The following is a 25,785-nucleotide window of genomic DNA, read 5'->3' as shown; positions in this document are numbered from 1 at the left end:
GTCGCCACCGGGATGGTCCCGCTGGCCACCGGGAGCGACGGCGCCGGTTCGGTGCGGATACCGGCCGCGTGGTGCGGGGTGCTCGGCCTCAGGACGACGGCGGGGCTGCTGCCGTCGCCGGACAGGACGGGACTGGCGTCGGCCGGCGTCCTGGCGGCGGACGCCGCGGGCGCGCAGGCGTATCTGCGCTCGGTGACGGGCCGCTACGAGCCGACCCTGCCGGAGTTCCCGGTGCCCGCGGTCTGGTCGGCCGACCTGGGCTTCGCCGACGTGGACGACGAGGTGGAGCGGGTCGCGATGCGGGCGGTGCGGCAGCTGGCGGCGGCCGGTCTCGTACGCCTCGATGCCACCTCGTACGACCTGCTCGACCCGTGCGACGCCTGGCTCGCGGTGCGTGGCGGGCAGCCAGGCCAGGCCACTGCGCTCCGCGCGGAGAACGACCACCGGCTTGCGTCGCTCTTCACCCGCACCCCGCTGCTGCTCACCCCGGTGACGCCGAACCGGCCGCATGGTCACGAAGGGCCGGGCGAACGGTACTCGACGTCACTGACCTGGGCTTTCAACCTCAGCGGCCATCCGGCGGTGAGCATCCCCGCGGGGTTCGACCCGGACGGGTGCCCGGTGGGGCTGCAGATCGTGGCGGCACACGGGCAGGACGCCTCGCTGGTGGAGATGGCCCGGGCCGTCGAGATGATCACGGAAAGAAGTGTTTGGTCCGCTTCGCCCCACTAAGCGATCAATGCTATGAAACGAGAGTGACCGCACACCGCCGGAGCCCCGTGCCGCACCCGTCCCGCTGGGGGCTGCGCCGGAGTGTCGCCATGCAGGTGTTCGCCATGCAGGTGGTCCTGATCGTCCTGCTGGTCGTCGCCGCCGCTGTGGTGCTGGTGCTGCAGTCCAGGTCCGACAGCGAGCGTTCGGCGCGGAGCCGCTCACTGGCTGCGGCCGAGGCGTTCGCACACGCACCCGGGCTGCCGCGGGCGCTGCGCTCACGGGACCCGACGGCCGCCCTGGAACCGGCGGCGGAGGCCGCGCGCAAAGGGGGCGAGGTCGACTTCATCACCGTGATGACCACCCGGGGGATCCGCATCACGGACCCCCAGCGCTCGCTGATCGGCAAGCGCGCCACGGGCGATCTGAGCAGGGCCGTCGCGGGGCACTCCTTCACCGAGATCTTCAACGGGGCCCCGTCCGACGCCGTACGTGCCGTCGTCCCCGTGACCGATACCCACGGCCGGGTGATCGGCCTGGTCTCGGCCGGTATCCAGATCAACAATGTGACCGACCTGGTCAGCAGGAGACTGCCGCTCCTGCTCGGCACGGCGGCGGCCGCGCTCGCCGTGGCCACCGCCGGCGCGGCCCTGGTCAGCAGACGGCTGAGCCGCCAGACACACGGGCTCGGACCTGCCGAGATGACCCGGATGTACGAGCACAACGACGCCGTTCTGCACGCGGTGCGCGAGGGCGTGCTCATCATCGGCAGCGACGGGCAGGTCCTGCTGGCGAACGACGAGGCGCGCCGGCTGCTCTCGCTGCCACCGGACGCGGAGCTCGGCCTGGTCGCGGACCTCGGTCTGGCCGCCGTCACGGAGCGGCTGCTGACCTCGGGCGAGCCGGTGACCGACGCCGTACACCTGACCGGGGACCGGCTGCTCGCGGTCAACCTGCGGCTCACCCGGACCCGCGCCGGACTGGGCAGCAGGGTGGTGACCCTGCGCGACACCACCGAGCTGCGCGCCCTGACCGGCCGGGCCGAAGTGGCCAGGGAGCGGCTGCAGTTGCTGTACGACGCGAGCGGGCGGGTGGGCACATCGCTGGACGCCGTACGGACCGCCGAGGAGCTGGCGGAAGTGGCCGTGCCGCGGTTCGCCGACTTCGTCACCGTGGACCTGACGGAGCCCGTGCTGTCCGGCGGGGAGCCGGGCGGCGCCTTCACCTCGATGCGCCGGGCCGCCGTGCGGGGCGTCCGGGACAGCGAGGCACTGGACCCGGCGGGCACCCGGATCGACGTCGAGCCCGGCACCCCGCTGGCGCAGTATCTGGCCGCCGGCGAGGCCACGCTGGAGGCCGATCTGCCCGGTACGTACGACTGGCGGCAGCAGGACCCTTCGGGCGGTCTGCGGGCCGTGGAGGAAGGGTTCGGCTCCCTGATCCGGATGCCGCTCACGGCGCGCGGTGTCGTCCTGGGCCTGGTGAGCTTCTGGCGGGTCCTGGAGCGCCACGCGTACGAGGAGGACGACCTCTCCTTCGCCGAGGAGCTGGCCCTGCGAGCGGCGCTGAGTGTCGACAACGCCCGCCGGTTCACCCGCGAGCACACCACGGCGGTCACCCTCCAGCAGAGCCTGCTCCCCCACGACCTGCCGGAGAACCGGGCCCTGGACCTGGCCCATCGCTACGAGCCCGCCAGGGCCGGGGTGGGCGGCGACTGGTTCGACGTGATCCCGCTGCCCGGCGCCCGGGTCGCGCTGGTCATCGGCGATGTCGTCGGCCACGGTCTGCACGCGGCGGTGACCATGGGCCGGCTCCGTACGGCCGTGCACAACTTCTCCTCGCTCGACCTGTCGCCGGACGAGATCCTCGGCCATCTCAACGACCTGGTCCTCACCATGGACGAGGGCAACAGCTCGCTGGGCGACGGCATGGGCGTCACCGGCGCCACCTGCATGTACGCGATCTACGAGTCGGTTTCGGGCCGCTGCACGGTGGCGAGCGCGGGCCACCTCGGGCCGGCGCTGGTCGACCCGGAAGGAGCGGTGCGGTTCCCCGCCGTCCCCGCGGGGCCGCCGCTGGGCACCGCCAACCTGCCCTTCGAGACCGCGGTGCTCGACCTGGCAGCGGGCACCAGCCTGGTGCTGTACACCGACGGCCTGGTGGAGGAGCGCGGCCGGGACATCGACGCCGGGCTCGAAATGCTGCGCACCACCCTGGAGGAACAGGCCGGGCTCGACACGGAACCGCAGCAGATGTGCCGGAGCGTGTTCGACGCGCTGGCGCCCTCGCACCGGGAGGACGACGCCGCCCTGCTCATCGCCAGGACCCGGCTGCTCGACCCGCAGTCCGTCGCGGACTGGGAGATGGACGCGGACCCGGCGGCCGTCGCCACCGTACGGTCCGAGGCAGCCCGCAGGCTCAGCGAGTGGGGGCTGGACGAGATCGCGTTCAACACGGAGCTCATCCTGAGCGAACTGCTCACCAACGCGGTCCGCTACGGCACCGCTCCGATCCGGGTGCGCATACTCCACAGCGGGACCTTGACCTGCGAGGTCGCCGACAACAGCAGTACCTCACCGCATCTGAAACGGGCGGCGGAGATGGACGAGGGCGGCCGCGGGCTCTATCTCGTCGCGCAGTTCGCGGAGCGGTGGGGCACCAGATATCCGCCGCGCGGAAAGATCATCTGGGCCGAGCAGCTCCTCACCGGACCGCAGCCGCAGCCACAGCAGTGGTCCGTGGACCTGGACAACCTGGATGACCTGGACGATCTGGAGGGGATGGAGGGCCCCGACCCATGAACGCGCCGGGCCCGCCCGGGCGGCAGGCTCGGCCGGCCGTCAACGGACACCGGCCTCCACCGGCCTTCACCGGCCTTCGGCTCGCACTCACCCCGGGCCCCAACAGCCCTCACCGGTTACGGGGCTCCACCGGCCTTCGGCTGTCGTCTCAGGTCTCAGGCTCCGTCCGCGATCGCCGACTCCACCTCGGCGACCCGCTCCTGCTCCTCCTGCGCGAACCGCTCCCGGTCGAGCTGCTCGGCGATCTCCTCGTCCTGCGACATCAGCAGATCCAGATTCGAGTTGCCCATCTCGAAGACGCCCATGTCGACGTACGCCTTCTGCAGCCGCTTGCCCCAGAGACCGATGTCCTTGACGCACGGCACGATCCGGCTGAAGAGCAACTGCCGGAAGAGGGTGAGGAATTCGGACTGCTCCGAGAGCTCCTCCGCCTCCTTGCGTGCGATGCCGAAGTTCTCCAGGACCTCCACACCGCGCAGCCGGTCGCGCATCAGATAGCAGCCCTCGATGACGAACTCCTCGCGCTCCCGCAGCTCGGCGTCCGTGAGCTGCTTGTAGTAGTCGCGCAGCGCCATCCGCCCGAAGGCCACATGCCGGGCCTCGTCCTGCATGACGTACGCCAGGATCTGCTTGGGCAGCGGTTTGTCGGTGGTGTCGCGGATCATGCCGAAGGCGGCGAGCGCCAGCCCCTCGATGAGGACCTGCATCCCCAGATACGGCATGTCCCAGCGGGAGTCGCGCAGCGTGTCGCCCAGCAGGGCCTGGAGGTTGTCGTTGATCGGGTAAAGCATCCCGATCTTCTCGTGCAGGAAGCGGCCGTAGATCTCGGCGTGCCTGGCCTCGTCCATGGTCTGGGTGGCCGAGTAGAACTTGGCGTCCATGTCGGGTGCGGACTCCACGATCCTGGCCGCACACACCATCGCGCCCTGCTCCCCGTGGAGGAACTGGCTGAACTGCCAGGACGTGTAGTGCTTGCGCAGCTCGCCCCGGTCGCGGTCGGTCATCTTCGCCCAGTGGGGCGTCCCGTAGAGGGTCATCGCCTCGTCGGGGGTGCCGAGCGGATCGTACGGGTCCACTTCGAGCGACCAGTCGATGCGCTTCGCGCCGTCCCACTGCTTGTCCTTGCCCTTCTGGTACAGGGCGAGCAGCCGGTCGCGCCCCTCGTCGTACTCCCAGCTGAACCGGGCCGAACCCGACGCCGGTATCTGCCAGTTGGGCTCGACCTGCGTCTTCGTGTAGAGCTCATGCGTCGACATACCTGGCAGGCTCACACGTTGGTAGACGCCGAGTCAACAAGTCGCACACAAGGGATTGACGCGGCTTACTGACGCGCAGTCTGATAGCGGGAGACCGCCGACGTGACCGCCGGTAACCCAAGCGCGAGGTGCCTCAGAGATGACGACAGCGACCGAACGCGAAGTGCTCCGCGACGCCCTCGGCCTGCTCAGGGACCGCGAACAGGTGGCCGAGCGCCTCCTGGAATCGTCCGCCAAGCACTCGTTCGACCCGGACAGGGAACTGGACTGGGCGGCACCGGTGGAGGACGGCAAGTGGTTCTGGCCGCCGGAGCTCGTATCGCTCTACGACACCCCGCTCTGGCGGAAGATGTCAGAGGACCAGCGGATGGAGCTCGCCCGGCACGAGGCGGCGTCCCTCGCCTCGCTCGGCATCTGGTTCGAGATCATCCTGATGCAGCTGCTCGTACGGCACATCTACGACAAGCCCGTGACCAGCAATCATGTGCGGTACGCACTCACCGAGATAGCCGACGAGTGCCGGCACTCGATGATGTTCGCCAGGATGATCCAGAAGGGCGGGGCGCCGTCGTACCCGGTCCCGCGGATCTACCACAACCTGGCCCGGGTCCTGAAGACCGCGTCCACGACACCGGGTTCCTTCGCCGCGACCCTGCTGGGCGAGGAGATCCTCGACTACATGCAGCGGCTGACGTTCCCCGACGAGCGGGTACAGACCCTGGTCCGTGGGGTCACACGTATCCACGTGGTGGAGGAAGCGCGCCATGTCCGGTACGCCCGGGAGGAGTTGCGCCGCCAGATGGTCACCGCACCACGCTGGGAGCAGCACCTGACCCGGCTCAGCTGCGGCGAGGCGGCGCGGGTCTTCTCCACCTGCTTCATCAACCCGCAGGTGTACACGAACACCGGCCTGGACCGCCGCGAGGCAGTAGCCCAGGTCAAGGCGAGCGGCCACCGCGCGGAGGTCATGCAGAACGGCGCCAAGCGGCTGACGGACTTCCTGGACGACATCGGCGTACTGCGCGGCGCGGGGCGGAAGTTGTGGGTCAGCTCGGGGCTGCTGGCGAAGTAGGCCGATGCTTGGTAGATCGATTTTCGGCCAATCCCATCCAGCACCCCACCCCTCTTTCACATCAGCTTCACAAGGTCCCCATAGATAATCCCTGGCATGCGCAAGGGAGTTACGGTCCATGGAGGCTCACCTACTCGCTGACGTGTTCGAGTCAGCGCTGCAATCGCCCCTTGTGACACCCCGTTGACCTGTGCCTATGGTGCGTGCCGCGCCTCGGCGAGGATCTTTACCGCACCCCCACCGGTGGCGCTGACCGGACTGGCATACCGGGGGGAGTGCCGCAGCACAGCACCTGACGGCCCGCTGATCGCCCAGCGGGCCGTTCTGTTCCCTTCGGTGTGCCTGTCACCTTCCGAAGGGATACTCCGTTGCGCCCCAGACCGTGGTTCCGTATGCCCGGATTCCGAAGATCCGGAATCCTGACCCCCGTTGTCACGTCCGTTGCCGCTCTGGCCGTTCTCGGCGGGCTGGCCGTCCGCCCCGAGTTGCTGGATCTCGGCCGGAACGCCGAGTCGGCGAGCGACTCGTACGACTGGTACGAGGACACGGCTGCTGAGAAGCTGCGTCAGGACCAGTGCCTGATGGGCGATGTGCTGCGGCTGGGCGGCCCCTCGATGGCCAAGACCGCACAGGGCGGTCTCAACCAGACGCCGGAGCAGCTGCGGGTGCTGGCGGACCGGCAGTACTGGCAGAAGACTCCGCTGGCCACCGCTTACACGGCGGACCGGGACACGGCGGGCAAGGAACTGGACGCACTCGGGGCGCGGCCGGCCGCGTGGCAGAAACCTCTCTCGGGCCTGACATCGCCGGCCGGCTTCACGCAGGCTGACTTCCAGTGGCCGCCGGGGTCGCCCGGGGACGGGAGGGACGACTTCTACTCCCAGACGGGTCTGGGCCAGTGGGCGGCCGACCGGTTCTGGAAGGACGAGAGCGACTTCTACGAGGACTCCACCCCGACTGCTGATGCGAAGACGCTCAAGGCCGTCGACGCCGTGGGTACCCCTCTCTACGGCAAGGACCCCGACCCGACCGGCCTGACGGCGGACGAGTGGAACCGTGCGCTCGCCGAACACGATGCATTCCAGTGGCTGCAAGGACAGCCGGGTGAGAGCGCGGGCGCGGACGACGCCCGCATCGTCCTCGCATCCGGCGGTTTCCCGCACGCGGCTCCGCAGCCGGGGAGTGCGGAGTACCGGATCGCGGTCGAGGACCTGAAGTCCCGCTTCGCCGGGTGCGCGTGGCGCGATCCGATCGACCCGGACCAGGTCCTCGGCGGCATCACGGCCACTGCGGCCACGGAGTGGCAGCAGGAGATCGCCTCCCAGCAGGTGCAGCGCAACCAGGTCCTGGACGCGAACACCACTGCCACGAAGGCCCTCGCCACTGGGGCGAAGGCGCTGGGTGAGCTGCTGGGCCAGTCCTGGATCGCCGACCACCTTGCCCGCTGGCAGGACTACTGGTCGGCGGGCGGTGCGGGGTGGGTCGGTGACGCCCCGGGGGTGATCGAGGTGCACGCGGCGAAGGGCAAGTGCCTGGACGTGCAGAGCGCCGCGAAGACCGACGGCACCCCGGTCCAGGTGTACAAGTGCAACGGCACCGCGGCGCAGGCGTGGCGGGTGTACGGCGACGATGTGGGTCTTCACCTGCAGAACGTGAACTCCAACAAGTGCCTGGACGTGAACGGCAACGCCGCGGTCAACGGCACCCAGATCCAGATCTGGGGGTGCCACGAAAACCCAGCGCAGACCTGGGAGTACAACCTCCACGCCACCACGAGCCTGAAGAACGTCGGTACCGGCAAGTGCCTGGACCTGCATACGTTCACCGACGGTCTCAACTCGCAGCTGTACACGTGCAACAACACCGCGGCCCAGCAGTTCGACATCAAGCCGTCCGGGCACACCGGTCAGGTTCCGCCGAAGGCCCAGTTCGACCAGGCCACGAAAGGCGTCGCCGGCGCCCAGGCAGAGGCGAAGAAGCAGCTCACCGCGCTCAAGACGCAGGCCGCTACGGCGAAGACGGCCGCTACCGCCTCGGACACCGCTGAGAGCGCCGCGTACGCCATCGCCGACAAGAACGGTGCTCCCCGGGGCCGTGGCCTGCTGGTCGGTGAGCAGAAGGCGCAGGTCACCCAGGGGGCGTCTGCGGCCCTGGCGGCGATGGTGAAGGCGGGCGAGACCGCCGAGGCCGCCACCCGCGCATCCGGTGGGGACAGCGAGACCGTCGCGCAGCGTGCGCTGGCTCAGGCCGCGCAGGTGAAGACGGAGTTCCGCAAGGAAGCCGCGCACAGCGCCGAGTTGCAGGCCAAGGCCGCAGCCGATGCGGCAAAGGTCCACCGGGACAACGCGAAGAAGGACAAGGAGGAGGCCGAGGCCAAGCTCGCCGAATCCCTGAAGGCGGAGAGCGACGCCAAGACGGCGGCCGCCCAGGCGCACGCGAAGCGGCTCGCCGCCGAGGCCGAGGAGAAGACGGCCAAGGCGGAGAAGGAGACCGCCGCCGCCAAGCAGGCCGAGGCCGCTGAGCACAAGAAGAACGCCGAAGCTGAGGCGACCAAGGCGAGCGACGCCAAGGACAAGGCCGAGGCCTCCGAGGCGACCGCGGTCGAGAAGAGGGACGCTGCGGTCAAGGCCAGTGACGCCGCGAAGGCGAAGCGGGACGACGCGTGGGACGCCGAAGAGAAAGCGAACGCGGCGCGCGCCAAGGCCGACGCGAAGGACGCCTACGCCGACTCCCTCGACGCAGGCGATGCGGCAGACGCCGCCCGTACCGCTGCCAATGAAGCCGACAAACACGCGGACGACGCCGAGACAGCAGCAGGGAAGGCGCGTTCGGAGGCTGATGCGGCTACCCAGGCGGCCGCTGACGCGGATGCGGCGGCCACCCGGGCCGAGGCTGCCGCGAAGCGGGCCCGCTCGGACGCGGACGGAGCACAGGCGGCGAAGCTGAAGGCCGATGCCGCGGTGAAGACCGCGACCAGCGCCGCAGCCGACGCCATCGCAGCCTCACAGCACGCCGCATCGGAAGCCAGGACAGCCGTCAAGCTGGCCGACGACGCCGAAGCACAGGCCAAGACCGCCAAGACCCAAGCGGACACGGCAAACAAAGAAGCAGGCAACGCCCTGGCCGCATCGGCGAAGGCCGCGGGCTTCGCCCACGTCACCGCACAGGCAGCCGAGGACGCCGGCAACGCCGCAGCCCAAGTCGCCAAACCGGCGAACGACGCCATCCAGCTCGGCTCCCCCTACGTCACCACCGACTCGGCCGCAAGCCTGGTCGTACTGACCGGGCAGGCATCCAAGACCATCGCCGAGCAACAGAAGGCCGTCGCGGACGCCCACGCCAAGAACGCACAGGAGGAAGCCGCCACCGCCAAGGCCCTCGCCGACCAGGCAGGAGCCGACACCAAAGCCGCCTACCAGTCAGCCGCCAACGCCGCCGGATACGCGGCCGACGCCCGCACCTACGCCAAGGACGCCCTCAGCTACGCAGCCGACGCCGCCACCGCCGCATCCAAGGCCACCGCAGCACTGGCCCGCACCATCACCTACGACAACCAGGCCACCGCCGACGCAACCGCAGCCGACAAGGCAGCAGGGAACGCCGAAGGCTACGCCACGAACGCCCGCGACTCCGCAGACCAGGCAGCACTCGACGCGGGAGCCGCACGCGCGGCAGCAAATCAGGCCGAACAGGACGCCAAGGACGCACGCGCAGCCGCCGACAGCGCTGACACCGCAGCGACCGAAGCCGAACAAGCCGCCAAGGACGCGCTGAAGTACGCCAAAGACGCACAGCAGGCAGCCGAGGACGCGGAACGCAACGCCGCGAACACGCAGATCTCCACCGGCGCGGGAACCGGAATCGGCGGCACGTGGTACGTCGTCGACGAAGACAGCATCGAGATCACCGACGCCAAGCAGCACGAACCTTGCGAAATCACGATCGGCTTCGAAGGCTGCACCACCACGTTCACAGTCACCTTCAGCGCGGTGGTCGACTTCTTCCTCTGCACCGACCCCGACGCAACGGCCAGTGCCAGCGGATGCTCAACGCAGGACACAGTGCTCATCGACAGCAAGCGCATCTCAGGTCTGAAGAAGGACGTCACCCGGTACTTCTCCAAGCTGGAACTCATCCAGCAGACCCTCACCTACCAGGTCATCAAGGCGGCTCTGGTCCAGGACTTCGTCGACTGCTGGCACGGCAGCGCCAGCGGCTGCGCCTGGGCGCTGAGCAACTTCATACCCGGCAAGGCGTTTGCTGGAGCAGCCAAGGCAATCCGGGCTCTCGATGCTGCCATGCACACGGGGGTCGGAGTCCAAGATGCCTACAAGACGCTCAAGGCATTGGATCTGGATGCTGCGGTTGCCGCGAACATCAAGCGAGAAGTCGACCTGTATGAGGATCTTCGGACCGCATGCACGGCCAACAGCTTCCCCGGGAACACCAAGGTGTTGATGTCAGATGGCTCCCGTCAGGAAATCAGCTCGCTACGGCCCGGCGACACCCTGATGGCGACGGATCCGGCCAGTCGGTTCTCGCATCCGGAGCGGGTATCCAACACGTTCTCCCACGAAGCCGGACAGTTCGTCCAGGTCTCAACCGTGGACCATGGATCGATCACGACAACCCCCGGTCATCGGGTGTACGTGACAGGACGTGGGTGGGTACAGGCTTCGGACCTGCAAACGGGAGACGGGATGTTGACGCCGAGCGGCACAACTGCATTCGTTGCAGATGTGCGGGCAGTCAGCGCACCGCAGACTGTGTACGACCTGACCGTCTCCAACCTTCACACTTTCTATGTCCTCGCAGGCTCTACACCGGTCCTTGTCCACAACTGCAACGACATCGTCAAGGACGGACATGCCTTCCCGGGAGTGGCTCACGCCTTCGACGAACACGTGAAGGTGACTCAGCAGGAGGGAATCGCACTGGCAGCCAAGAAGTCGAGCGGAAAGAATTCCGCGTTCTCCGACCTCCAGACTGCACAGCAGGTCGTGGACTATGCGCTGGCCAACAAGGCGACAGCGATTCGTAACTGGCTCAGGGGGACGGAGCAACAGCTCCCCCTCGTGGGTACATTCGGGGCGAATAACTCACTTGGATGGGTTGCCCACGCCGACGGCAAGATTACACAGGCCGGCAATAGGTACAGGATCATCCTTCAGCGTCAGAAAGGGCACCGCTTCGGGTACTTCGTTCTGACAGCCTTCCCCGAATAGAGATGACAGCATGAAAAGGTTCACCGAGTTCGACTTCGGCCTGACATGGATCATGGATTTCTTTCATCAGGACTGGTCCGACTATGCAGCCTCCGCGGCCGCAGCCGTCCAAAATCAACTCGTAGACGAACTTGATCCGAACCGAGTCCTGTCCTTGCGCCGGGACGCACAACTACTCCTGGACAAGCTCACGTCAGATACGATCGAAATCCTGTGGAGAACAGGAAGCAGCGCCGAATACTTCTTCCGATCCGATTCTTGCAGCACTGTCGAGTCAGGATCCGAGTGGTTGGCGACCATCATCCGCATCTGCGACTCCTGGCTTTCCGGGCGTGATGTCCCTGAGCTCAGCGGTGCGGACACGGAAGACGGATACGACCTGACCGAAGAGGTGCTGGCCGAGATCCAGGTAGCTGGATATCTCGAGTCGAAGGTGCGTTCAGCGCTGACCGATTGCGTCCGCTACTGCACCCCGGACCTCGGGTTTCGGATACTTCTGAAAATGGTTGCCCTTCACTGTCGGGGCTCCGTACTGTCTTCAGCTCAGTATGCGAGGTTCGAGCAAATCGGTTCCGCCCTCCACTACGGGCAGTTCGTAGTGGAGGCTGTCCACTATCAGGTGACGAGCGACTAGCTGTATTGATCACGAGCGTTGTTGACACTCGGTAGGTCTTGAACATGACGAAGACCTCCGGTGTGGTGGGAGCTGTCTAGGAACTCACCGCACGGAGGTCTTCGTGTCCCACCGTAATGCCCGGCTGACCGTTTTCGGTAGGCGCCTGTTGGTCGAGCGGGTCCGCTCAGGCCGCCCGGTCGCGCATGTCGCAGCCGAGATGGGCATATCGCGGGCCACCGCGCACAAGTGGATGCAGCGGTGGCGGGCCGAAGGCGAGGCCGGCCTTCACGACCGCTCCAGCCGGCCGCACACGACACCGCACCGGACCTCGGCCGACATCGAAGCAAGAGTCTGCGACCTGCGGCGATCCCGCACACTGGGACCGGCGAGGATCGGCCCGGTCCTGGGCCTGCCGGCCTCGACGGTCCACCGGATCCTGGCCCGCCACGGGATCCATCGGCTGGCCTGGCTCGACCGCCCGACCGGCACCGTGATCCGCCGTTACGAGCGTGAACGACCCGGCGAACTGATTCATATCGACGTGAAGAAACTCGGCCGGATTCCCGACGGCGGCGGCCACAAGATCCACGGCCGCGAAGCCGGCCGACCGATCCGCGGGATGGGCTTCGACTACGTCCACTCAGCCGTGGACGACCACTCCCGCCTGGCCTACAGCGAGATCCACCCCGACGAGAAAGTCGCGACCTGCGCGGGCTTCCTCACCCGCGCGGCCGCGTTCTTCCACAACCACGGCATCACCCGCATCGAACGCGTACTGACCGACAACGCCTGGGCCTACCGCAAGGACCTGGCCTGGAAGGCCGCCCTGGCCCATCTCGGCGCGACCGGCAAACTCACCCGGGCCTACCGGCCACAGACCAACGGCAAAGTCGAACGCTTCAACCGCACCCTGCTCGACGAATCGGCCTACCTACGGCCCTACACCTCAAACGACGAACGCACAGCAGCCCTGACAGACTTCCTCCACACCTACAACCACCACCGCTGCCACACCGCACTCAACGGACACCCACCCATCAACCGCGTGAACAACCCTGCAGGTCAATACAACTAGCCCGTACCGTGAGCGTCGCCGGGGCGGGACACGCGCCCCGGCCCCGGCAGCCGCACAGGCCCCAGGCCCCATTCCCGAACCGGCCCGCCCGAGCGGTTCGGTGAACGCTTGACCCTCACGTGGCGTCCTGCCGCATTGTCGGCGCCGTGGAAGAACGCCTTACCGCGAAACGCGTGGCCCGGCCGGCCGGGGTGAGCGACCGCACGCTGCACCACTACGACGAGATCAGCCTCGTGCACCCGTCCACGCGGACCTGGGCCGGCTACCGGGCATACGCGGCGGGCGATGTGGAGCGGCTGCGGGATGTGCAAGCCCAGGGCCTGTCGTCAAAGTGCCGCCTGCCGCACGACGTCTGGCCCGCACGATCGCGGATCTGGTTGACGTCCCGGCCACCGACGCGGTCGCGCACCTGCACCCGCTGCGTGGTCGGCTGCTGGAACAGTGCGACCGCGCCGCACCCTGCCCGAGTTCGCCTGGTTACGCGGACCGCCACCATCGAAGGGAAGGCGTAACCCCGCGACTCCTTCGAGCCGGGATACGGTCCTGCCATGTCCCGATCAGCCGAGATTGGCCCCTCTCCTTCCCCCGTCACCGCCGACGACCTCGACCTTGCCGTGCAGCTCGCTCTGGCGGTCCTTCGCAAGGCACCCCCAGCCGTGTGGAGCGAAAAGGCGGGTTCGCTGGAATGGGACTGCTGGGAGACCGTCGAGCACCTCAGCGACGATCTCTTCGCATACGCCGCACAACTGGGGCCCAGAACACCGCCCTTGGACGCCGAGGTGCCATTCGCGTGGGAGAGCCGACGGCCCGGCGGACCCGCGAACGCCATTCACGCGGACCGTGGCGCGGGGCCCGCCGGCCTGTTGCAGGTGCTGGAGGCAAGTGGCGCACTGCTGGTCGCCATGGTCCGCACGACTGCTCCACAGGTCCGCGCCCACCACGCATTCGGCATCTCCGACCCCGAGGGCTTCGCCGCGATGGGCATCGTGGAGACCCTGGTGCATACGCATGACCTGGCCCAAGGGCTCGGGCTTGCCTGGAACCCACCCGTCGACCTGTGCTCACGAGTGCTCACCCGGCTGTTTCCGAACGCCCCGGAGTCCACGGATCCCTGGCCGACCCTGCTGTGGGCCACCGGACGCGCCGAACTGCGCGGACGGCCGCGTCTGACCTCGTGGCGCTGGGACGGCACACCCCGGACGTAGTGCGGCACGCTTCGGCACCTACTCGGGGCTAGCAAGGCCGGCGGCAGGTGGCAGCTGCTCAGTGCTCCACAGCGCGGTCGGCCCGCCGACGCGTACGCCACTCCAGCCGGGGAGAAGTGCCTCCGGTGCCCACCACCGCGATCGCGCCGGTTGGGCGCCGGCACCGCTCAGTCCGCCTCGGTGGGAGTCGGGGGGTCCTGCCCCGCGGCGGGGTCGACCCCGGTCGTGACCCATGGCCGGGCCACGCGGGCGATGTCGGCGTCGGAGGCGTCCGCGAACGCGTCGAGCTTCAGGAAGTGGCGGGCGACGGTGAGGCCGAGGATGCTGCTGACGATCAGCGCTGCCCGCAGCTCGGCGTCCTCGCCGCCCATGGCTCCGCTCAGGTTGGCGACCCGCTCGTTCAGGAACGCGCTCATGGAGGCTTCCGCCTCGGGTGCGGTGAGCATGGACCGCACGAGAGCCCTGGTCTCCGGCGGCAGGGCCCCGATCCGGACGTCCAGGACGTCGTGCAGATGGGCCTCCACCTGCTCCGGAGCGGACTCTCCCATTTCGATGGCGACGGCGAAGAGCGCGGCCTTCGAGCCGTAGTGCTGCATGACCAGGGACGGGTCCACGTGCGCGCGCTGGGCGATACGGCGGATCGTCGTTGCCTCCAGGCCGCGCTCCCCGAACTCCGCACGCGCCGCTTCCAGGATGCGCTGTGCGGTCGCCGCTCGCCTTTCGGCCCTGCTTCTCGGCTCACTCACGGCATTCACCCTACATCCGTTGAGCGGGAGGCGGTCACATCGTGTAGCGTTGACTCAACAAGCGATGAGCGAATGCGCGGCGCCGAGAAGTCCGCCGCCCGCCATCGAAAACGGAGGAGGGTCCCATGGCCACACCCACCGGCAAGACCGCTCTGATCATCGGCGCGTCACGGGGTCTGGGGTACGCACTGGCCGGCGAGTACCTCAAGCGCGGCTGGCAGGTGACCGCGACAGTGCGGGGAGCCAAGCGGACCGGGCTGCACGACCTGGCCGAGTCCTCAGGTGGCCGGCTCGTGGTGGAGAGCGTCGACATCACGGTTCCCGAGCAGGTCGCGGCGTTGCACGAGCGGCTGGCCCCGACGACGTTCGACCTGCTCTTCGTCAACGCCGGGACGACGAACGACCCCACGGAGACCGTCGCCGACGTGTCCACGGACACCTTCGTACGGCTGATGGTGACCAACGCGCTCAGCCCGATGCGGGTGGTGGAGACGCTGCAGGATCTGGTGGTCCCGGACGGCACGATGGCAGTGATGTCGTCGGGCCAGGGAAGTGTCGCCAACAACGACAAGGGCGGCTTCGAGATCTACCGGCCGAGCAAATCCGCGCTGAACCAGCTGATGCGCAGCTTCGCCGCACGCCATGCCGACGACCCGCGCACGCTGCTGCTCATGGCGCCCGGCTGGGTGCGGACCGGCCTGGGCGGCCCCGACGCGCGTCTGACGGTCGACCAGAGCATCCCCGGCGTGGTCGACACGGTCGAGGCACAGGCCGGCAAGGGCGGGCTGCAGTTCCTCGACTACCAGGGGCAGACCGTCCGCTGGTGACACGTACGGACGGCGGACGGCCGGAATCCACGGCCTCAGAATTCGACTCCCGGGAACAGCAACGTGAAGATCATCGCGATTGAAGAGCACTGGAACAGCGTCGCCATCCGCGAGGCACTCGACCGCCTGCCCGACGCAGCGCGGGACGAAAGCGTCGCCTTCAACACCATGGGCGACAACCAGGCCCGGCTGGAAGACATCGGCCAGGGCCGTATCGAGACGATGGACGCCGCCGGGATCGACATCTCGATCCTCTCCGTCGTCACGCCCGCCACTCAGGCACTGCCCGCCCCGGAGGCCGTCGCGCTGGCCCGGGAAGCGAACGACGAGGCCACGGAGGCCGTCCGCGCGTATCCGGACCGCCTCCGTGCGTTCGCGACCCTGCCGACCAGCGATCCGCAGGCCGCAGCGGCGGAACTCGAACGGTGTGCCACTGAGTTGGGGCATGTCGGCGCGATGGTCCACGGACGTACCGGCTCCCGCCCACTGGACGATCCCGCCTACGACGACCTGTTCGCCACCGCGGCCCGCCTCCACCAGCCCGTCTTCATCCACCCGCAGATCCCGTCGGACGAGCTGCGCGACGCCGCGTACCGGGGCCTGGACCCGCTGACCGACCTTGCGCTGGCGAGCTTCGGCTGGGGCTGGCACATGGACGCCGGACTGTCCGCCCTGCGGCTGATCCTGCGCGGCACCTTCGACCGGCACCCCGATCTTCAGCTCGTCCTCGGCCACTGGGGCGAAATGCTGCTGTTCTGGATGGACCGCGTCGACAGCCTCTCCGGTGTCGCCAAGCACCTCGAACGCCGGGTCTCGGACTACATCAAGACCAACATCCACATCACCAGCAGCGGCATGCTCCAGGAGCGGCTGCTGCGGCACACTCTCGACTTCACCAGCGCCGACAAGGTGCTGTTCTCCACCGACTACCCCTTCCACCGGCCCGACGCGGCGGCCATCGAGCAGTTCTTCGCCACCATCCACGACCCATCGGACCGCGCCAGGATCGCGTCCGGGAACGCGGAAACACTCTTCCGGCTGGGCTGAATCACCTGCCCCCCTCCCTGGATGCCACCGGCCAGGCCGCGCCGACGGCGCTACGTCCTGCCGCGCCGTGCCGCGCCGTGCCGTGATGGCCGATCCGGCGGGGAGCGCGTTCTCGCTACGGTCCCGCCCCCGGCGAACCTAGGCGGTCACAGCACTAGCGGGTGGCGAGCCGCTCCAGCAGGGCGGCGCTCCGGGCCAGCAACGCCCGCTCCTCATCGGTGAGTTCGGCCTCGATGGCCTGCGCGAGCCAGCCCGCCCTGCGGCCGCGCTCCGCTTCGAGCGCGCCCCGGCCCGCGTCCGACAGCTCGACCAGCGACTTGCGGCCGTCCGTGGGGTGCGCCCGGCGCGTGATCAGGTTCTGCTCCATGAGCAGCCCCACCGCCCTCGCCATCGACTGGGGGCGTACGCGCTGATCGGCGGCGAGGTCGCTGGTGGTCATGGCGCCGTTACGGTCGAGCGTCCCGAGTACGGCGACCTGGCCCAGCGGGATGCGGTCCTCGTGCTTGACGCGGCGAGTGAGCTTGCCCATCGCGGTGCGCAGTTCTGCGGCGATGGCGGCGGCATCCGAGGTGGGCATAGGGCACTTTACCCCGTTGGTCAGCAATGCTGCGCAGCTGACCTGCACACCTGACCTGCACATCTGGCCTGCACATCTGACCCGCTCGGCCATCCTGCGCAGCTGCCTTGCGCGGCTGTCTTGAGCGGCTGTCTTGCACAGCCTCCTGCACAGCAATGCTGTACAGCCAAACTGAGCAGCATTGCTGTATGGTTTGTCGTTGTCGGGCCCAGCGCCAGCGTTGTCGCAGCCGGGGCCACGGCATACGACAACGGGAGGAATTCCCATGTCCGCAGAAGCAGTCGGAACCGTCAACGCCGTCATCGAGACCACCACCGCCCGCCGGATCATCGACAGCCGGGGCAACCCCACGGTCGAGGTCGACGTCGTCCTGACGGACGGGTCCCTGGGGCGCGCGGCTGTCCCCTCCGGGGCCTCGACCGGCGCCCGGGAAGCCGTGGAACTGCGCGACGGAGACTCCGCGCGCTGGCACGGCAAGGGCGTCGACCGCGCGGTGGCCCACGTCAACGGGGAGATCGCGGCGGCCGTACGCGGCCGGGACGCGGCGGACCAGTCGGGCCTCGACGCCACGCTGATCGCCCTCGACGGCACCACCACGAAGTCCCGGCTCGGCGCCAACGCGGTCCTCGGCGTCTCCCTCGCCGCCGCCAAGGCCGCGGCGGCGGCCCACCGCCGGCCCCTCTACCGCTACCTCGGCGGCGCCGGCGCCCACCTCCTGCCGCTGCCGATGATGAACATCGTCAACGGCGGTGCCCACGCCGACAATCCGCTGGATTTCCAGGAGTTCATGATCGCGCCCGTGGGCGCGGACACCTTCGCCGAGGCCGTCCGCATGGGCAGCGAGGTCTTCCACACCCTGCGCCGCGACCTGCTGACCGCCGGGCACTCCACGGGCGTGGGCGACGAGGGCGGCTTCGCGCCGGCGCTCCGTACGGCGGAGGAGGCGCTCGACTTCGTGATGACCGCCATCGAACGCACCGGCTACCGCCCTGGTTCCGACATCGGCCTGATCATGGACCCGGCGTCGTCGGAGTTCTTCCGCGACGGGGTGTACGACTACACCGGCGAGGGGGTACGCCGCACCCCGTCCGAGCACGCCGACTACCTGGCCAAGCTCATCGACGCCTACCCGGTCGTCTCCATCGAGGACCCGATGGCGGAGAACGACCTGGACGGCTGGCGCGAGCTGACCGCCCGCGTGGGCGACCGCTGCCAGCTCACCGGCGACGACGTGTTCTGCACCAACGAGGCACTGCTGCGCGAGGGCATCCGTACCGGCGTCGGCAACTCGGTCCTGGTCAAGGTCAATCAGATCGGGACCCTGACCGAGGCGCTGGCCGCGGTGGCCACGGCACACCAGGCGGGCTGGACGGCCGTCATGTCCCACCGCTCGGGCGAGACGGAGGACACCACCATCGCGGATCTGGCGGTGGCGACCGGCTGCGGCCAGATCAAGACCGGCTCGCTCTCCAGGTCCGACCGCACGGCGAAGTACAACCAACTGATCCGGATCGAGGAGGAGCTGGGCGACGCGGCACGCTTCGCGGGCCGCTCAGCACTGCGCCGGGCATGAACACGTGAACGACAGACAGAGGTAGAGGCCGTGTTGGAAGGCGCTGTTTCCGACGGCGCCGTCCGAACAGCCCTGCCCGACGGCCTTGTTGCCGACCGCCACTGACGGGATGCCGGGCACTCGGCCTGCTCCCGTCAGTGGTCACCCCGGTCACCCCGGTCAGCCGGTCACCCCGGTCAGCCGGTCAGCCGGTCAGCCGGTCAGAGACTGCCACTGGCCTTGCTGTGCGGGGTCGACGCGGCTGAGCCATACCAACGCCCCACCGATCAGACCGGGTTCGTCCCGGGCCGCCAGGGCAGGGGCATCGAGCATGTCGGCGGCCTCTTCCAGGTACGTGACCAGGGTGTCGAGTACGTCGCCGCCGTACTCGTCGTAGCGGGACCACTGCCCGAGGTAGCCGGTCGCGGCGTCCAGGTACAGGCCCGATGTGCTGTCAGCCGCTCCCAGGGCGACCACCGGAATCCAGGTGGGTTCCCACACGGTGATTCTTTCGTCTTCGTGACAGCCGGCACTGAGGGTGGCGTGGTGGGTCCGGCTGTCCATCTTCATCCGGTGGACGGCGGCCACCTCGTCCAACGTCATGAGAGCGTGGTTGCCGGGAAGGCATCCCGAGCCGTTCACCCCGTCGTCGCCCGCGGTCAGCAGCCACAGCACGCGCAGCTCCACGGGTATCCGAAGGCCGAGGTCGCCTTCCAGAGCTGCGAGGGCGCCGGGGTCGGCGCCCTCGCGGAGCGCGGCGTACGAGTCGGGGGTGTTCTTCTGGAGCCAGCCGGTGATGCGATGCCAGGCGTCGGCGACCTGCCGTACGGTGATCGCGGCCGAGGCGGGATCCGCGGGCTGGCGTTGTTTCTCCTCCTGTTGCTGGTGTTCCTGGTGCCGCTGGTCCTGCGCGTCCGTGGCGGCCTCCGCGGAAGGGTCCAGCGCGACGTACCGGATCTCGGTCCGCTCAGGCTCACGGATATAGCCGATGGCCAGGGCGGGACAGTCCTCGAAAAGGTCTCCGGCCACCGTCACCGTGAGGATGCCGGGCAGCCCCGAGGGCAGGCCCAGATCCGGGTCATCGGCGAGCCGGGCGGCAGTGACTTCCAAAGCGTAGGGAACACCTGCCCCCAACCGTGCGGCGGTGTCCCGCACATGCCGGGATATCTCAACGTCCACGCCCTGGTACTCCTCGTGGGTTGGAAGGACGACAACTCCCCCACAGAGTAGGGGCCTCCTTCCGCACTGCATGGGAAAAATGGGTGGAAGGGATCGTCGTCCGGCTGCTAGCTTCCGGTTCGTCGACCGCGGCACCGTTCGAGGAGGTGAGACCCATGAATGCTCGTTCCATGTGGGCGCTCTCCTTCTTGTCACGGTCGGCCGACTGACGCAGCTGTCGCCGGGAGCGCCTCGACCACAAGGCACTCCCGAAGGGCAGTACCCATGCGTTCTTTGCAGTTCACCGCCGCGTCCTCGTCGAACGGCCTGATCGAGCGCGACTTCACCGTCGGCGACATCCCCGGAGTTCTCTGGTCCCCGGCCTCCCGGACCACCGCCGGTCCCGCACCCCTCGTCCTCATGGGCCACGGCGGCGGCAACCACAAGAAGCACCCGGCGATGTCCGGCCGCGCCCAGCGCCTCGTTACCGGCTGCGGCTTCCACGTCGCCGTCATCGACGCGCCGGGGCACGGCGACCGGCCGCGTACGGCGTACGACGAGGCGGAAATCGCCGAGCTGTTCCGGGCGAGGGCGGCGGGCGAGCCGGAAGGCCCGATCGTCGTGCGCTACAACGACCATCTGGCGCAGCTCGCCGTACCCGAGTACCGGGCGACCCTGGACGCCCTCCAGGAACTCCCCGAGATCGGCGCCCACGGTCCCGTCGGCTTCTGGGGCATCAACATGGGTACGGCGATCGGCGTGCCGTTCGTGGCGGTCGAGCCCAGAGTCACGGCCGCGGTCTTCGGCCAGCACTGGCCCGACGTGCTGGCCGAGCAGGCGAAACGGATCACCGTCCCGATCGAGTTCGACATGCAGTGGGACGACGAGCACATCTCGCGCGAGGAAGGTCTCGCGCTGTTCGACGCCTTCGCATCGAAGGAGAAGTCGCTGCACGTGAACTCGGGCCGGCACAAGGAGCTGCCCCGCTTCGAGGCCGACAGCGCGGTCCGGTTCTTCGCCCGGCACCTCACTTCTCCGGGAACCGTCGCTGCTCCGGCCTGACGTACGCGGTCAGCTCGCGGACGCGTACGCCACGAAATCCGCCCACGCTTCGGAGGCGAAGCCCAGGTCCGGGCCCGGGACGTTCTTCGAGTCGCGGACGTGGACCGTGCCGGGCGCGGACGCCACCTCGATGCAGTCGTTGCCGTCGCCACTGCTGCTGTAACTGCTCTTGAACCAGTCCAGCTCGGCGGCGTCCCCGGCAGAGGGCCTGTGGATCATGTCTCCCCCAGAAGTTGCTCGATGAAGGCCAGCGACTCCCGTGGCGTGAGAGCCTGGGCCCGGATCATCCCATAGCGCAGCCCAAGGATCCTGAGCCGCTTCGGGTCGGAGACGGGACGGCCGCCGAACGCACCCTCGGAACGCCCCACGGCGCTGCCGTCCGGGAACTTGAGGACCTCGATCAGACCGCCAGTGCCGGGATGTTCCTCGCGATGGGTCGGCATCACCTGAATCGCCACATTCCGCAACCGCCCTACTTCCAGGAGGCGTTCGAGTTGTCGGCGCTGCACCATTGTGCCTCCGACCGGGCGACGAAGCGTCACCTCCTCCTGAACAAAACTCAGCGACGGCAGGGGATCCCGGTCGAAGACGGCACGTCGAGCCATACGAGCGGCCACCACGCGGTCCATCTCATCAAGCGTGTAGGCGGGCAGCCACGATGCGAACAGGGCTCGCATGTGTTCCTCGGTCTGCAACAGGCCATTGATGTTGTGGTGGTGATACGCCTCAAGCTCGACGGCCTTCGCCTCCAGCTTCGCGAGGTCCCGGATCTTCTTCGGATACCGGACCTCCACGACGTCCTTCTTCATCGCGGCGATCTTCCCGCCCGCGCCCAGCACCTCGTCCGCCCTGTCCAGGAATTCCGGTCGCGGAATGCGTCGCCCGCCCTCCACCTTGAAGACCAGGTCCTCCCCGTACCCGATCGCGGCGCCGAACTCGCTCGCCCGCAGCCCCGCCGACTCCCGCCACGCCTTGAGCTGGCGGCCCACCGCTGCGACCACCGCCGCACCGGACTCGTCGTCAGGGTCGACGTCCCAGCCGGGTTCGTCCGCTCCGCCGGTCCCTCGCTCCGTACTGGCCTCATCCACGCTCATCCGTGCCCCGCTTCCGACGTGTATGCCGTTCTGGCTCAACCCTGTTCGTCCCCAGCACGTCACCCCGGACAGCCGGGACAGCACTGGACAGACCCGGGACAGTCACCGTACGTAGGCGCCGTGTCACTGTTCACGGTAGGCGGCTGCGGCCACGCTGAGTGACGTGACTCAAGAAATCACCCGAACCGAACGTTCCGCTCCCACCCGGCAGTTCACCGTGCTGCTCTCCCCCACCCGCCGGGGCGCGAGGCTCGCCCGGCTGCTCGCCGTGGCGCATCTGGGCGACTGGGGGCTGCGGGCGGAGACGGCAGCGCACATCGTTGCCGAGCTGGCCGCCAATGCCGTCGTCCACGGCCGGGTCCCGGGCAGGGACTTCCAGTTGAGCCTTACCGTGTACGGCGACACGCTCCTGCGGGTCGAGCTGACCGACACCCGGGGCGACCGGCTGCCGCCCACCGGGCCCGGCAGCGCCGCCCCGCCCGCCGACGACGCCGAGTCCGGGCGTGGTCTGCTGATCGTCGAAGCGCTCGCCGACCGCTGGGGTGTGGCCCTGGGGCCCGTGCCCCGCAAGGTGGTGTGGGCGGAGATCGACCTCGTACGGTGACCGTCACCGGGTCACGGTCACCCGCGACCCGGTCAGCGCCCGCTCTCCTCCCCCATGTACAGACCCGCGAACGCCCGCGCCGGGGTGCCCGATGCCAGGATCCGGCGCAGTCGGGCCCGTGCCGTGGCCGCCCGGAAGCGGTCGCCGGACGATGCCCCGTGCAGGACGTCCGAGAGCCACTGGGAGAACTCCTGGTACTGCCAGACGCGTTCCAGCGCCGCCTCCGAGTACCCCGCGAGACCCGTGCCTCCGTCCCCGCCGTCCCTGCCGGTCCCGTCGGTCCCGTCGGCCCCGTCGGCCCCGTCGGCCCCGTCGGCCCCGTTCCGGCGCGGCGCGGCCCCGATCAGGGCGTCCGCGAGCAGCAGCGCGTCGTGGATCGCGAGGTTCATCCCCTTCGCCGCGATCGGTGCGATCAGGTGCGCCGAGTCGCCCGCGAGGTGGAGGCGTCCGTAGGACATCGGCTCCACCACGTAGTTGTGCATGTCAAGGACCACCTTCTCGGCGAGCGGCCCCTCCGTGAGCGGCCGGGCCCCGTCCGCGGCGAGCCGGGTGCGCAGCTCGTGCCAGACGCGCTCGTGCGGCCAGTTCTCGGGGGTGTCACCGGGCGGGACCTGGAGGTAGTAGCGGGTGACCTCGGGGCTCCTGGCCATATGCGCGCCGAAGCCGCGCTCGTGGATACCGAAGACCACACCGTCCGCCGAAGGCGGCGCCTGGGCGAGCAGCGCCAGCCAGGCGACCCCGTCGTCGCGGCGGCTCACCGTGACCTGGCCGTCGGGTATCGCCTGCCGCGTCACCCCCCGCGCACCGTCGCAGCCTGCGACGTAGTCGCACACGACACGGTGCCGGGCGCCCGTCAGCGGATCGGTGTACGAGACCACCGGCCGGTCGCCGCCGGTGCCATCGGTGGCGGCGGTGTCCCCGGTGCCATGGGTGCCGCCGGTGCCCTCTACACCCCCTCTGCCCCCTGTACCCCCTATGCCGTCCAGCTGTACGTCCCGGACACCGAAGCGGGCGTCACCCGCGCCCTTGTCCACGTACGCGGCGAGCAGGTCGGTGACCAGCCGCGGCTGCGGATAGACGAAGTGGCTCCGCCCGGACAGCTCGGCCGTCGGCACGGTGTGCCGCTCGCCCTCGAACCGGAACTCGAACTCGCCCTGTGTCTCGGCCTGTACGAGGACATGCCCCGCGAGTCCGTGCCCGGCGAGCGCCCGTACCGCCCACTCCTCCATGAACCCGGCGCGTGGCCGCCGCTCGATGAACTCCCGGCTCTCCGCCTCCAGCAGTACGCAGTCGACGCCGCTGTCGTGCAGCCGGTTCGCCACGACGAGCCCCGCGGGGCCCGCTCCTATGACGACGACGGAGGTGTGGGTGAGGACGGGAAGAGCCGATGGCACGTGGGGGTTCCCTTCGGGTTGGGGCACAGGCCGGAACTGCTGGAGCTGCCGTAACTGCCGGCACGATCAGTCGCAGTATGGCGGTGGCCCCGCTGCGGCCGGCCGCGGGGGACTCCCCGGAACGTGCCCCACCGTGAACACCGGGATTACGCTGCGGTCATGACCCCCGCAGCGATCCCCGCGTACCGACGTCTCAGCGTCGAGGAGCGCCGTGTCCAGCTTCTCGACGCGGCCCTGTCGCTCTTCGCGCACCGGGCGCCCGACGAGGTGTCGCTGGACGATGTCGCCGAGGCGGCCGGTGTCTCCCGGCCGCTCGTCTACCGCTACTTCCCCGGCGGCAAGCAGCAGTTGTACGAGAAGGCGCTGCGCTCGGCCGCCGACGAACTCGAACTCTGCTTCGCCGAGCCCCAGAGCGGCCCGCTCACCGCACGGCTGACTCAGGTCCTGGACCGGTATCTGGCCTTCGTGGACGAGCACGACGCGGGGTTCTCCGCGCTGCTCCAGGGCGGCAGCGTCGCAGAGACGTCCCGGACCGGCGCCATCGTGGACGAGGTGCGGCGGGCCGCGGCCGAGCAGATCCTCGTCCACCTCGGGGTCGGTGCGCCGGGGCCACGGCTGCGCATGATGGTGCGGACCTGGATCGCCGCTGTCGAGGCAGCCTCGCTCATCTGGCTGGACGAGGAGAAGCAGCCGCCCGTCGGCGAACTGCGCGACTGGCTCATCGACCACCTCATCGCACTGCTCGCCGCCACGGCGGCGACGGACCGTCAGACCGCCGCGGTGGTCACGGCCGCGCTCGCCGGTGAGCAGCCGGACGGTGCGGTCGGGGTCCTGGCCCACCGGCTGCGGCCCGTGGTGGACGAGGCGACCCGGTCGCTGGGCCGCGTCTGACGCGGGCGGGCCGCGGCAGCGGGTGTCCGGAGGCTGCCCGGCTGCTGCGTCAGACTGGCCGGGTGAAGAGCGAAGAGACCCTGTTCGAGGGCGGCCCGCTGGACGGGCGGATCCTGCCCGTCCTGCTCGGCCCGACCGGCCAGCCGCCCAAGGTGTACGAGGTTCCGGTCCCGGACGCCGGGGGTGGGCCGCCGACCGTACTGGTCTACGTCCGCACCCCGGCCGGCCATACCAAACGGCTGGGCATCCAGCGCGGCTGGAAGTACGCGTACGCACCGGACGGCCGGCCCCGCACGCTGAAGTGGCCCTGGTCGAAACCGGATGTGAAGCCGGATCCAGAGGCTGATCCCGAGCCTGATTCCGAGCCTGATTCCGAGGCTGATTCCGAGGCTGATCCCGAGGCTGATTCCGGTCGGGATGGCGGGGCCGGGCCGGACCGCGGGCCCGAGTAGCGCGCCGCCCCCTCCCCCCCCCCCCCCGTACCGGCCAGGGTCCCCACCGCACCTCCACCCACACCCACACCCACACCCACACCAGAATTGACCCCGCATCAGAAATGACCGTGCATCAGATCCGCCCCGTAAGGGTGACCGGATTGCGCCGATCCGCCCACCCCGGATGTGACACCGGCGGCTTCGCCGCATGCTCGGCCCGGGGCGGACGGCCCGCCCCGGAAGCAGAGGTGATGTGGTGTCAGGCAGACTGCTGCGGTTCATCTGTACGACGGCGCTGGCCACGGTGGTCGTCGGTGCGACCCCCGCACTCGCCGATCCGGTCGGCCTCCGGAGCCCCGTTCCGGAGCCGGGCCCGGCCGCATCGCCGCCCCCCGCAGGACCGGCCGCCACCGCCGGTCCCGACGCCGCCGGCACCCC

General features: G+C 69.2%; 21 protein-coding genes and 2 pseudogenes. 16 read left to right on the top strand and 7 right to left on the bottom strand.

The genetic code is table 11. The annotated features are described in order from the left end of the window. Positions 1-732 (top strand): amidase family protein (locus G3I19_RS18100; RefSeq protein WP_164264668.1); only part of this gene is annotated, 732 nt, incomplete at its 5' end. Between the two features lie 89 nt (positions 733-821). Further along, positions 822-3,512 (top strand): SpoIIE family protein phosphatase, encoded by a 2,691-nt coding sequence (locus tag G3I19_RS18095; protein ID WP_164264669.1) that lies wholly within the window; start codon positions 822-824, stop codon positions 3,510-3,512. A 155-nt stretch (positions 3,513-3,667) separates the two neighbouring features. On the opposite strand, the gene G3I19_RS18090 is transcribed toward G3I19_RS18095, so the two are convergent. Further along, positions 3,668-4,768 (bottom strand): ferritin-like domain-containing protein, encoded by a 1,101-nt coding sequence (locus tag G3I19_RS18090; RefSeq protein WP_164264667.1) that lies wholly within the window; start codon positions 4,766-4,768, stop codon positions 3,668-3,670. 139 nt (positions 4,769-4,907) lie between these two features. On the opposite strand from G3I19_RS18090, the gene G3I19_RS18085 reads away from it, so the two are divergent. From G3I19_RS18085 to G3I19_RS18060, 6 genes and pseudogenes are all read left to right on the top strand, one after another. Continuing rightward, positions 4,908-5,840 (top strand): diiron oxygenase, encoded by a 933-nt coding sequence (locus tag G3I19_RS18085; RefSeq protein WP_164264666.1) that lies wholly within the window; start codon positions 4,908-4,910, stop codon positions 5,838-5,840. Between the two features lie 392 nt (positions 5,841-6,232). Then, positions 6,233-11,065 carry an RICIN domain-containing protein gene (locus G3I19_RS18080; protein WP_164264665.1) on the top strand — a complete coding sequence of 1,611 codons (4,833 nt, stop codon included), beginning with the start codon at positions 6,233-6,235 and terminating at the stop codon, positions 11,063-11,065. A 10-nt stretch (positions 11,066-11,075) separates the two neighbouring features. Beyond that, a complete protein-coding gene (locus G3I19_RS18075; RefSeq protein WP_164264664.1) occupies positions 11,076-11,699 on the top strand; it encodes a hypothetical protein in 624 nt (207 codons plus the stop codon). Positions 11,700-11,802: 103 nt separating this feature from the next. Then, complete coding sequence (locus G3I19_RS18070) at positions 11,803-12,756, top strand: IS481 family transposase (RefSeq protein WP_164264663.1); 954 nt, start codon at positions 11,803-11,805, stop codon at positions 12,754-12,756. Positions 12,757-12,929: 173 nt separating this feature from the next. Next, positions 12,930-13,210, top strand: a pseudogene (locus G3I19_RS18065) (MerR family DNA-binding transcriptional regulator); the annotation flags it as partial. A gap of 94 nt (positions 13,211-13,304) precedes the next feature. Continuing rightward, positions 13,305-13,961, top strand: coding sequence for a hypothetical protein (locus tag G3I19_RS18060; protein ID WP_164264662.1), 657 nt, complete (start codon positions 13,305-13,307; stop codon positions 13,959-13,961). Positions 13,962-14,128: 167 nt separating this feature from the next. On the opposite strand, the gene G3I19_RS18055 is transcribed toward G3I19_RS18060, so the two are convergent. After that, positions 14,129-14,707 carry a TetR/AcrR family transcriptional regulator gene (locus tag G3I19_RS18055; RefSeq protein ID WP_164264661.1) on the bottom strand — a complete coding sequence of 193 codons (579 nt, stop codon included), beginning with the start codon at positions 14,705-14,707 and terminating at the stop codon, positions 14,129-14,131. Between the two features lie 125 nt (positions 14,708-14,832). Between G3I19_RS18055 and G3I19_RS18050 the strand changes: the two genes are divergently transcribed. Both G3I19_RS18050 and G3I19_RS18045 read left to right on the top strand, forming a co-directional pair. Continuing rightward, positions 14,833-15,534, top strand: coding sequence for an SDR family NAD(P)-dependent oxidoreductase (locus G3I19_RS18050; RefSeq protein WP_164264660.1), 702 nt, complete (start codon positions 14,833-14,835; stop codon positions 15,532-15,534). A gap of 63 nt (positions 15,535-15,597) precedes the next feature. Further along, positions 15,598-16,581, top strand: a complete 984-nt coding sequence (locus tag G3I19_RS18045) for an amidohydrolase family protein (protein ID WP_164264659.1) — start codon at positions 15,598-15,600, stop codon at positions 16,579-16,581. 154 nt (positions 16,582-16,735) lie between these two features. Here the strand turns inward: G3I19_RS18045 and G3I19_RS18040 are convergent, their stop codons facing one another. After that, positions 16,736-17,158 carry a MarR family transcriptional regulator gene (locus G3I19_RS18040; protein ID WP_164264658.1) on the bottom strand — a complete coding sequence of 141 codons (423 nt, stop codon included), beginning with the start codon at positions 17,156-17,158 and terminating at the stop codon, positions 16,736-16,738. Between the two features lie 265 nt (positions 17,159-17,423). Between G3I19_RS18040 and eno the strand changes: the two genes are divergently transcribed. After that, positions 17,424-18,731, top strand: coding sequence for a phosphopyruvate hydratase (eno, locus tag G3I19_RS18035; RefSeq protein WP_164264657.1), 1,308 nt, complete (start codon positions 17,424-17,426; stop codon positions 18,729-18,731). 192 nt (positions 18,732-18,923) lie between these two features. On the opposite strand, the gene G3I19_RS18030 is transcribed toward eno, so the two are convergent. Continuing rightward, positions 18,924-19,820 carry an SMI1/KNR4 family protein gene (locus G3I19_RS18030; RefSeq protein WP_239074479.1) on the bottom strand — a complete coding sequence of 299 codons (897 nt, stop codon included), beginning with the start codon at positions 19,818-19,820 and terminating at the stop codon, positions 18,924-18,926. 333 nt (positions 19,821-20,153) lie between these two features. Here G3I19_RS18030 and G3I19_RS18025 point away from each other — a divergent pair, with 333 nt between their 5' ends. After that, the gene (locus G3I19_RS18025; protein ID WP_164264655.1) at positions 20,154-20,930 is read left to right on the top strand and encodes an alpha/beta hydrolase; all 777 of its coding nucleotides are present in this window, start codon (positions 20,154-20,156) and stop codon (positions 20,928-20,930) included. Positions 20,931-20,939: 9 nt separating this feature from the next. On the opposite strand, the gene G3I19_RS18020 is transcribed toward G3I19_RS18025, so the two are convergent. Further along, positions 20,940-21,149: a DUF397 domain-containing protein gene (locus G3I19_RS18020; protein ID WP_164264654.1), complete on the bottom strand. Its 210-nt coding sequence runs from the start codon at positions 21,147-21,149 to the stop codon at positions 20,940-20,942. Next, positions 21,146-22,024 (bottom strand): helix-turn-helix transcriptional regulator, encoded by an 879-nt coding sequence (locus G3I19_RS18015; protein ID WP_164264653.1) that lies wholly within the window; start codon positions 22,022-22,024, stop codon positions 21,146-21,148. The genes G3I19_RS18020 and G3I19_RS18015 overlap by 4 nt, the downstream gene beginning before the upstream one ends. Positions 22,025-22,187: 163 nt before the next feature. On the opposite strand from G3I19_RS18015, the gene G3I19_RS18010 reads away from it, so the two are divergent. Then, positions 22,188-22,628 carry an ATP-binding protein gene (locus G3I19_RS18010; RefSeq protein WP_164264652.1) on the top strand — a complete coding sequence of 147 codons (441 nt, stop codon included), beginning with the start codon at positions 22,188-22,190 and terminating at the stop codon, positions 22,626-22,628. Positions 22,629-22,660: 32 nt separating this feature from the next. Here G3I19_RS18010 and G3I19_RS18005 read toward each other — a convergent pair whose 3' ends face one another. Further along, positions 22,661-24,022 (bottom strand): FAD-dependent monooxygenase, encoded by a 1,362-nt coding sequence (locus tag G3I19_RS18005; protein ID WP_164264651.1) that lies wholly within the window; start codon positions 24,020-24,022, stop codon positions 22,661-22,663. 159 nt (positions 24,023-24,181) lie between these two features. Here G3I19_RS18005 and G3I19_RS18000 point away from each other — a divergent pair, with 159 nt between their 5' ends. The 3 genes and pseudogenes from G3I19_RS18000 to G3I19_RS17990 all read left to right on the top strand — a co-directional run. Beyond that, the gene (locus G3I19_RS18000) at positions 24,182-24,913 is read left to right on the top strand and encodes a TetR/AcrR family transcriptional regulator (protein ID WP_164264650.1); all 732 of its coding nucleotides are present in this window, start codon (positions 24,182-24,184) and stop codon (positions 24,911-24,913) included. A 62-nt stretch (positions 24,914-24,975) separates the two neighbouring features. Continuing rightward, the gene (locus tag G3I19_RS17995; protein ID WP_164264649.1) at positions 24,976-25,365 is read left to right on the top strand and encodes a hypothetical protein; all 390 of its coding nucleotides are present in this window, start codon (positions 24,976-24,978) and stop codon (positions 25,363-25,365) included. A 238-nt stretch (positions 25,366-25,603) separates the two neighbouring features. After that, positions 25,604-25,785 (top strand): annotated as a pseudogene (locus tag G3I19_RS17990) (glycoside hydrolase); the annotation flags it as partial.

The sequence above is a fragment of the Streptomyces sp. SID10853 genome, assembly GCF_010548145.1.
Taxonomy (GTDB): Bacteria; Actinomycetota; Actinomycetes; order Streptomycetales; family Streptomycetaceae; genus Streptomyces.
The sequence above is the reverse complement of the archived record's forward strand: the minus strand, read 5'-3'. Positions and strand labels throughout refer to the sequence as shown.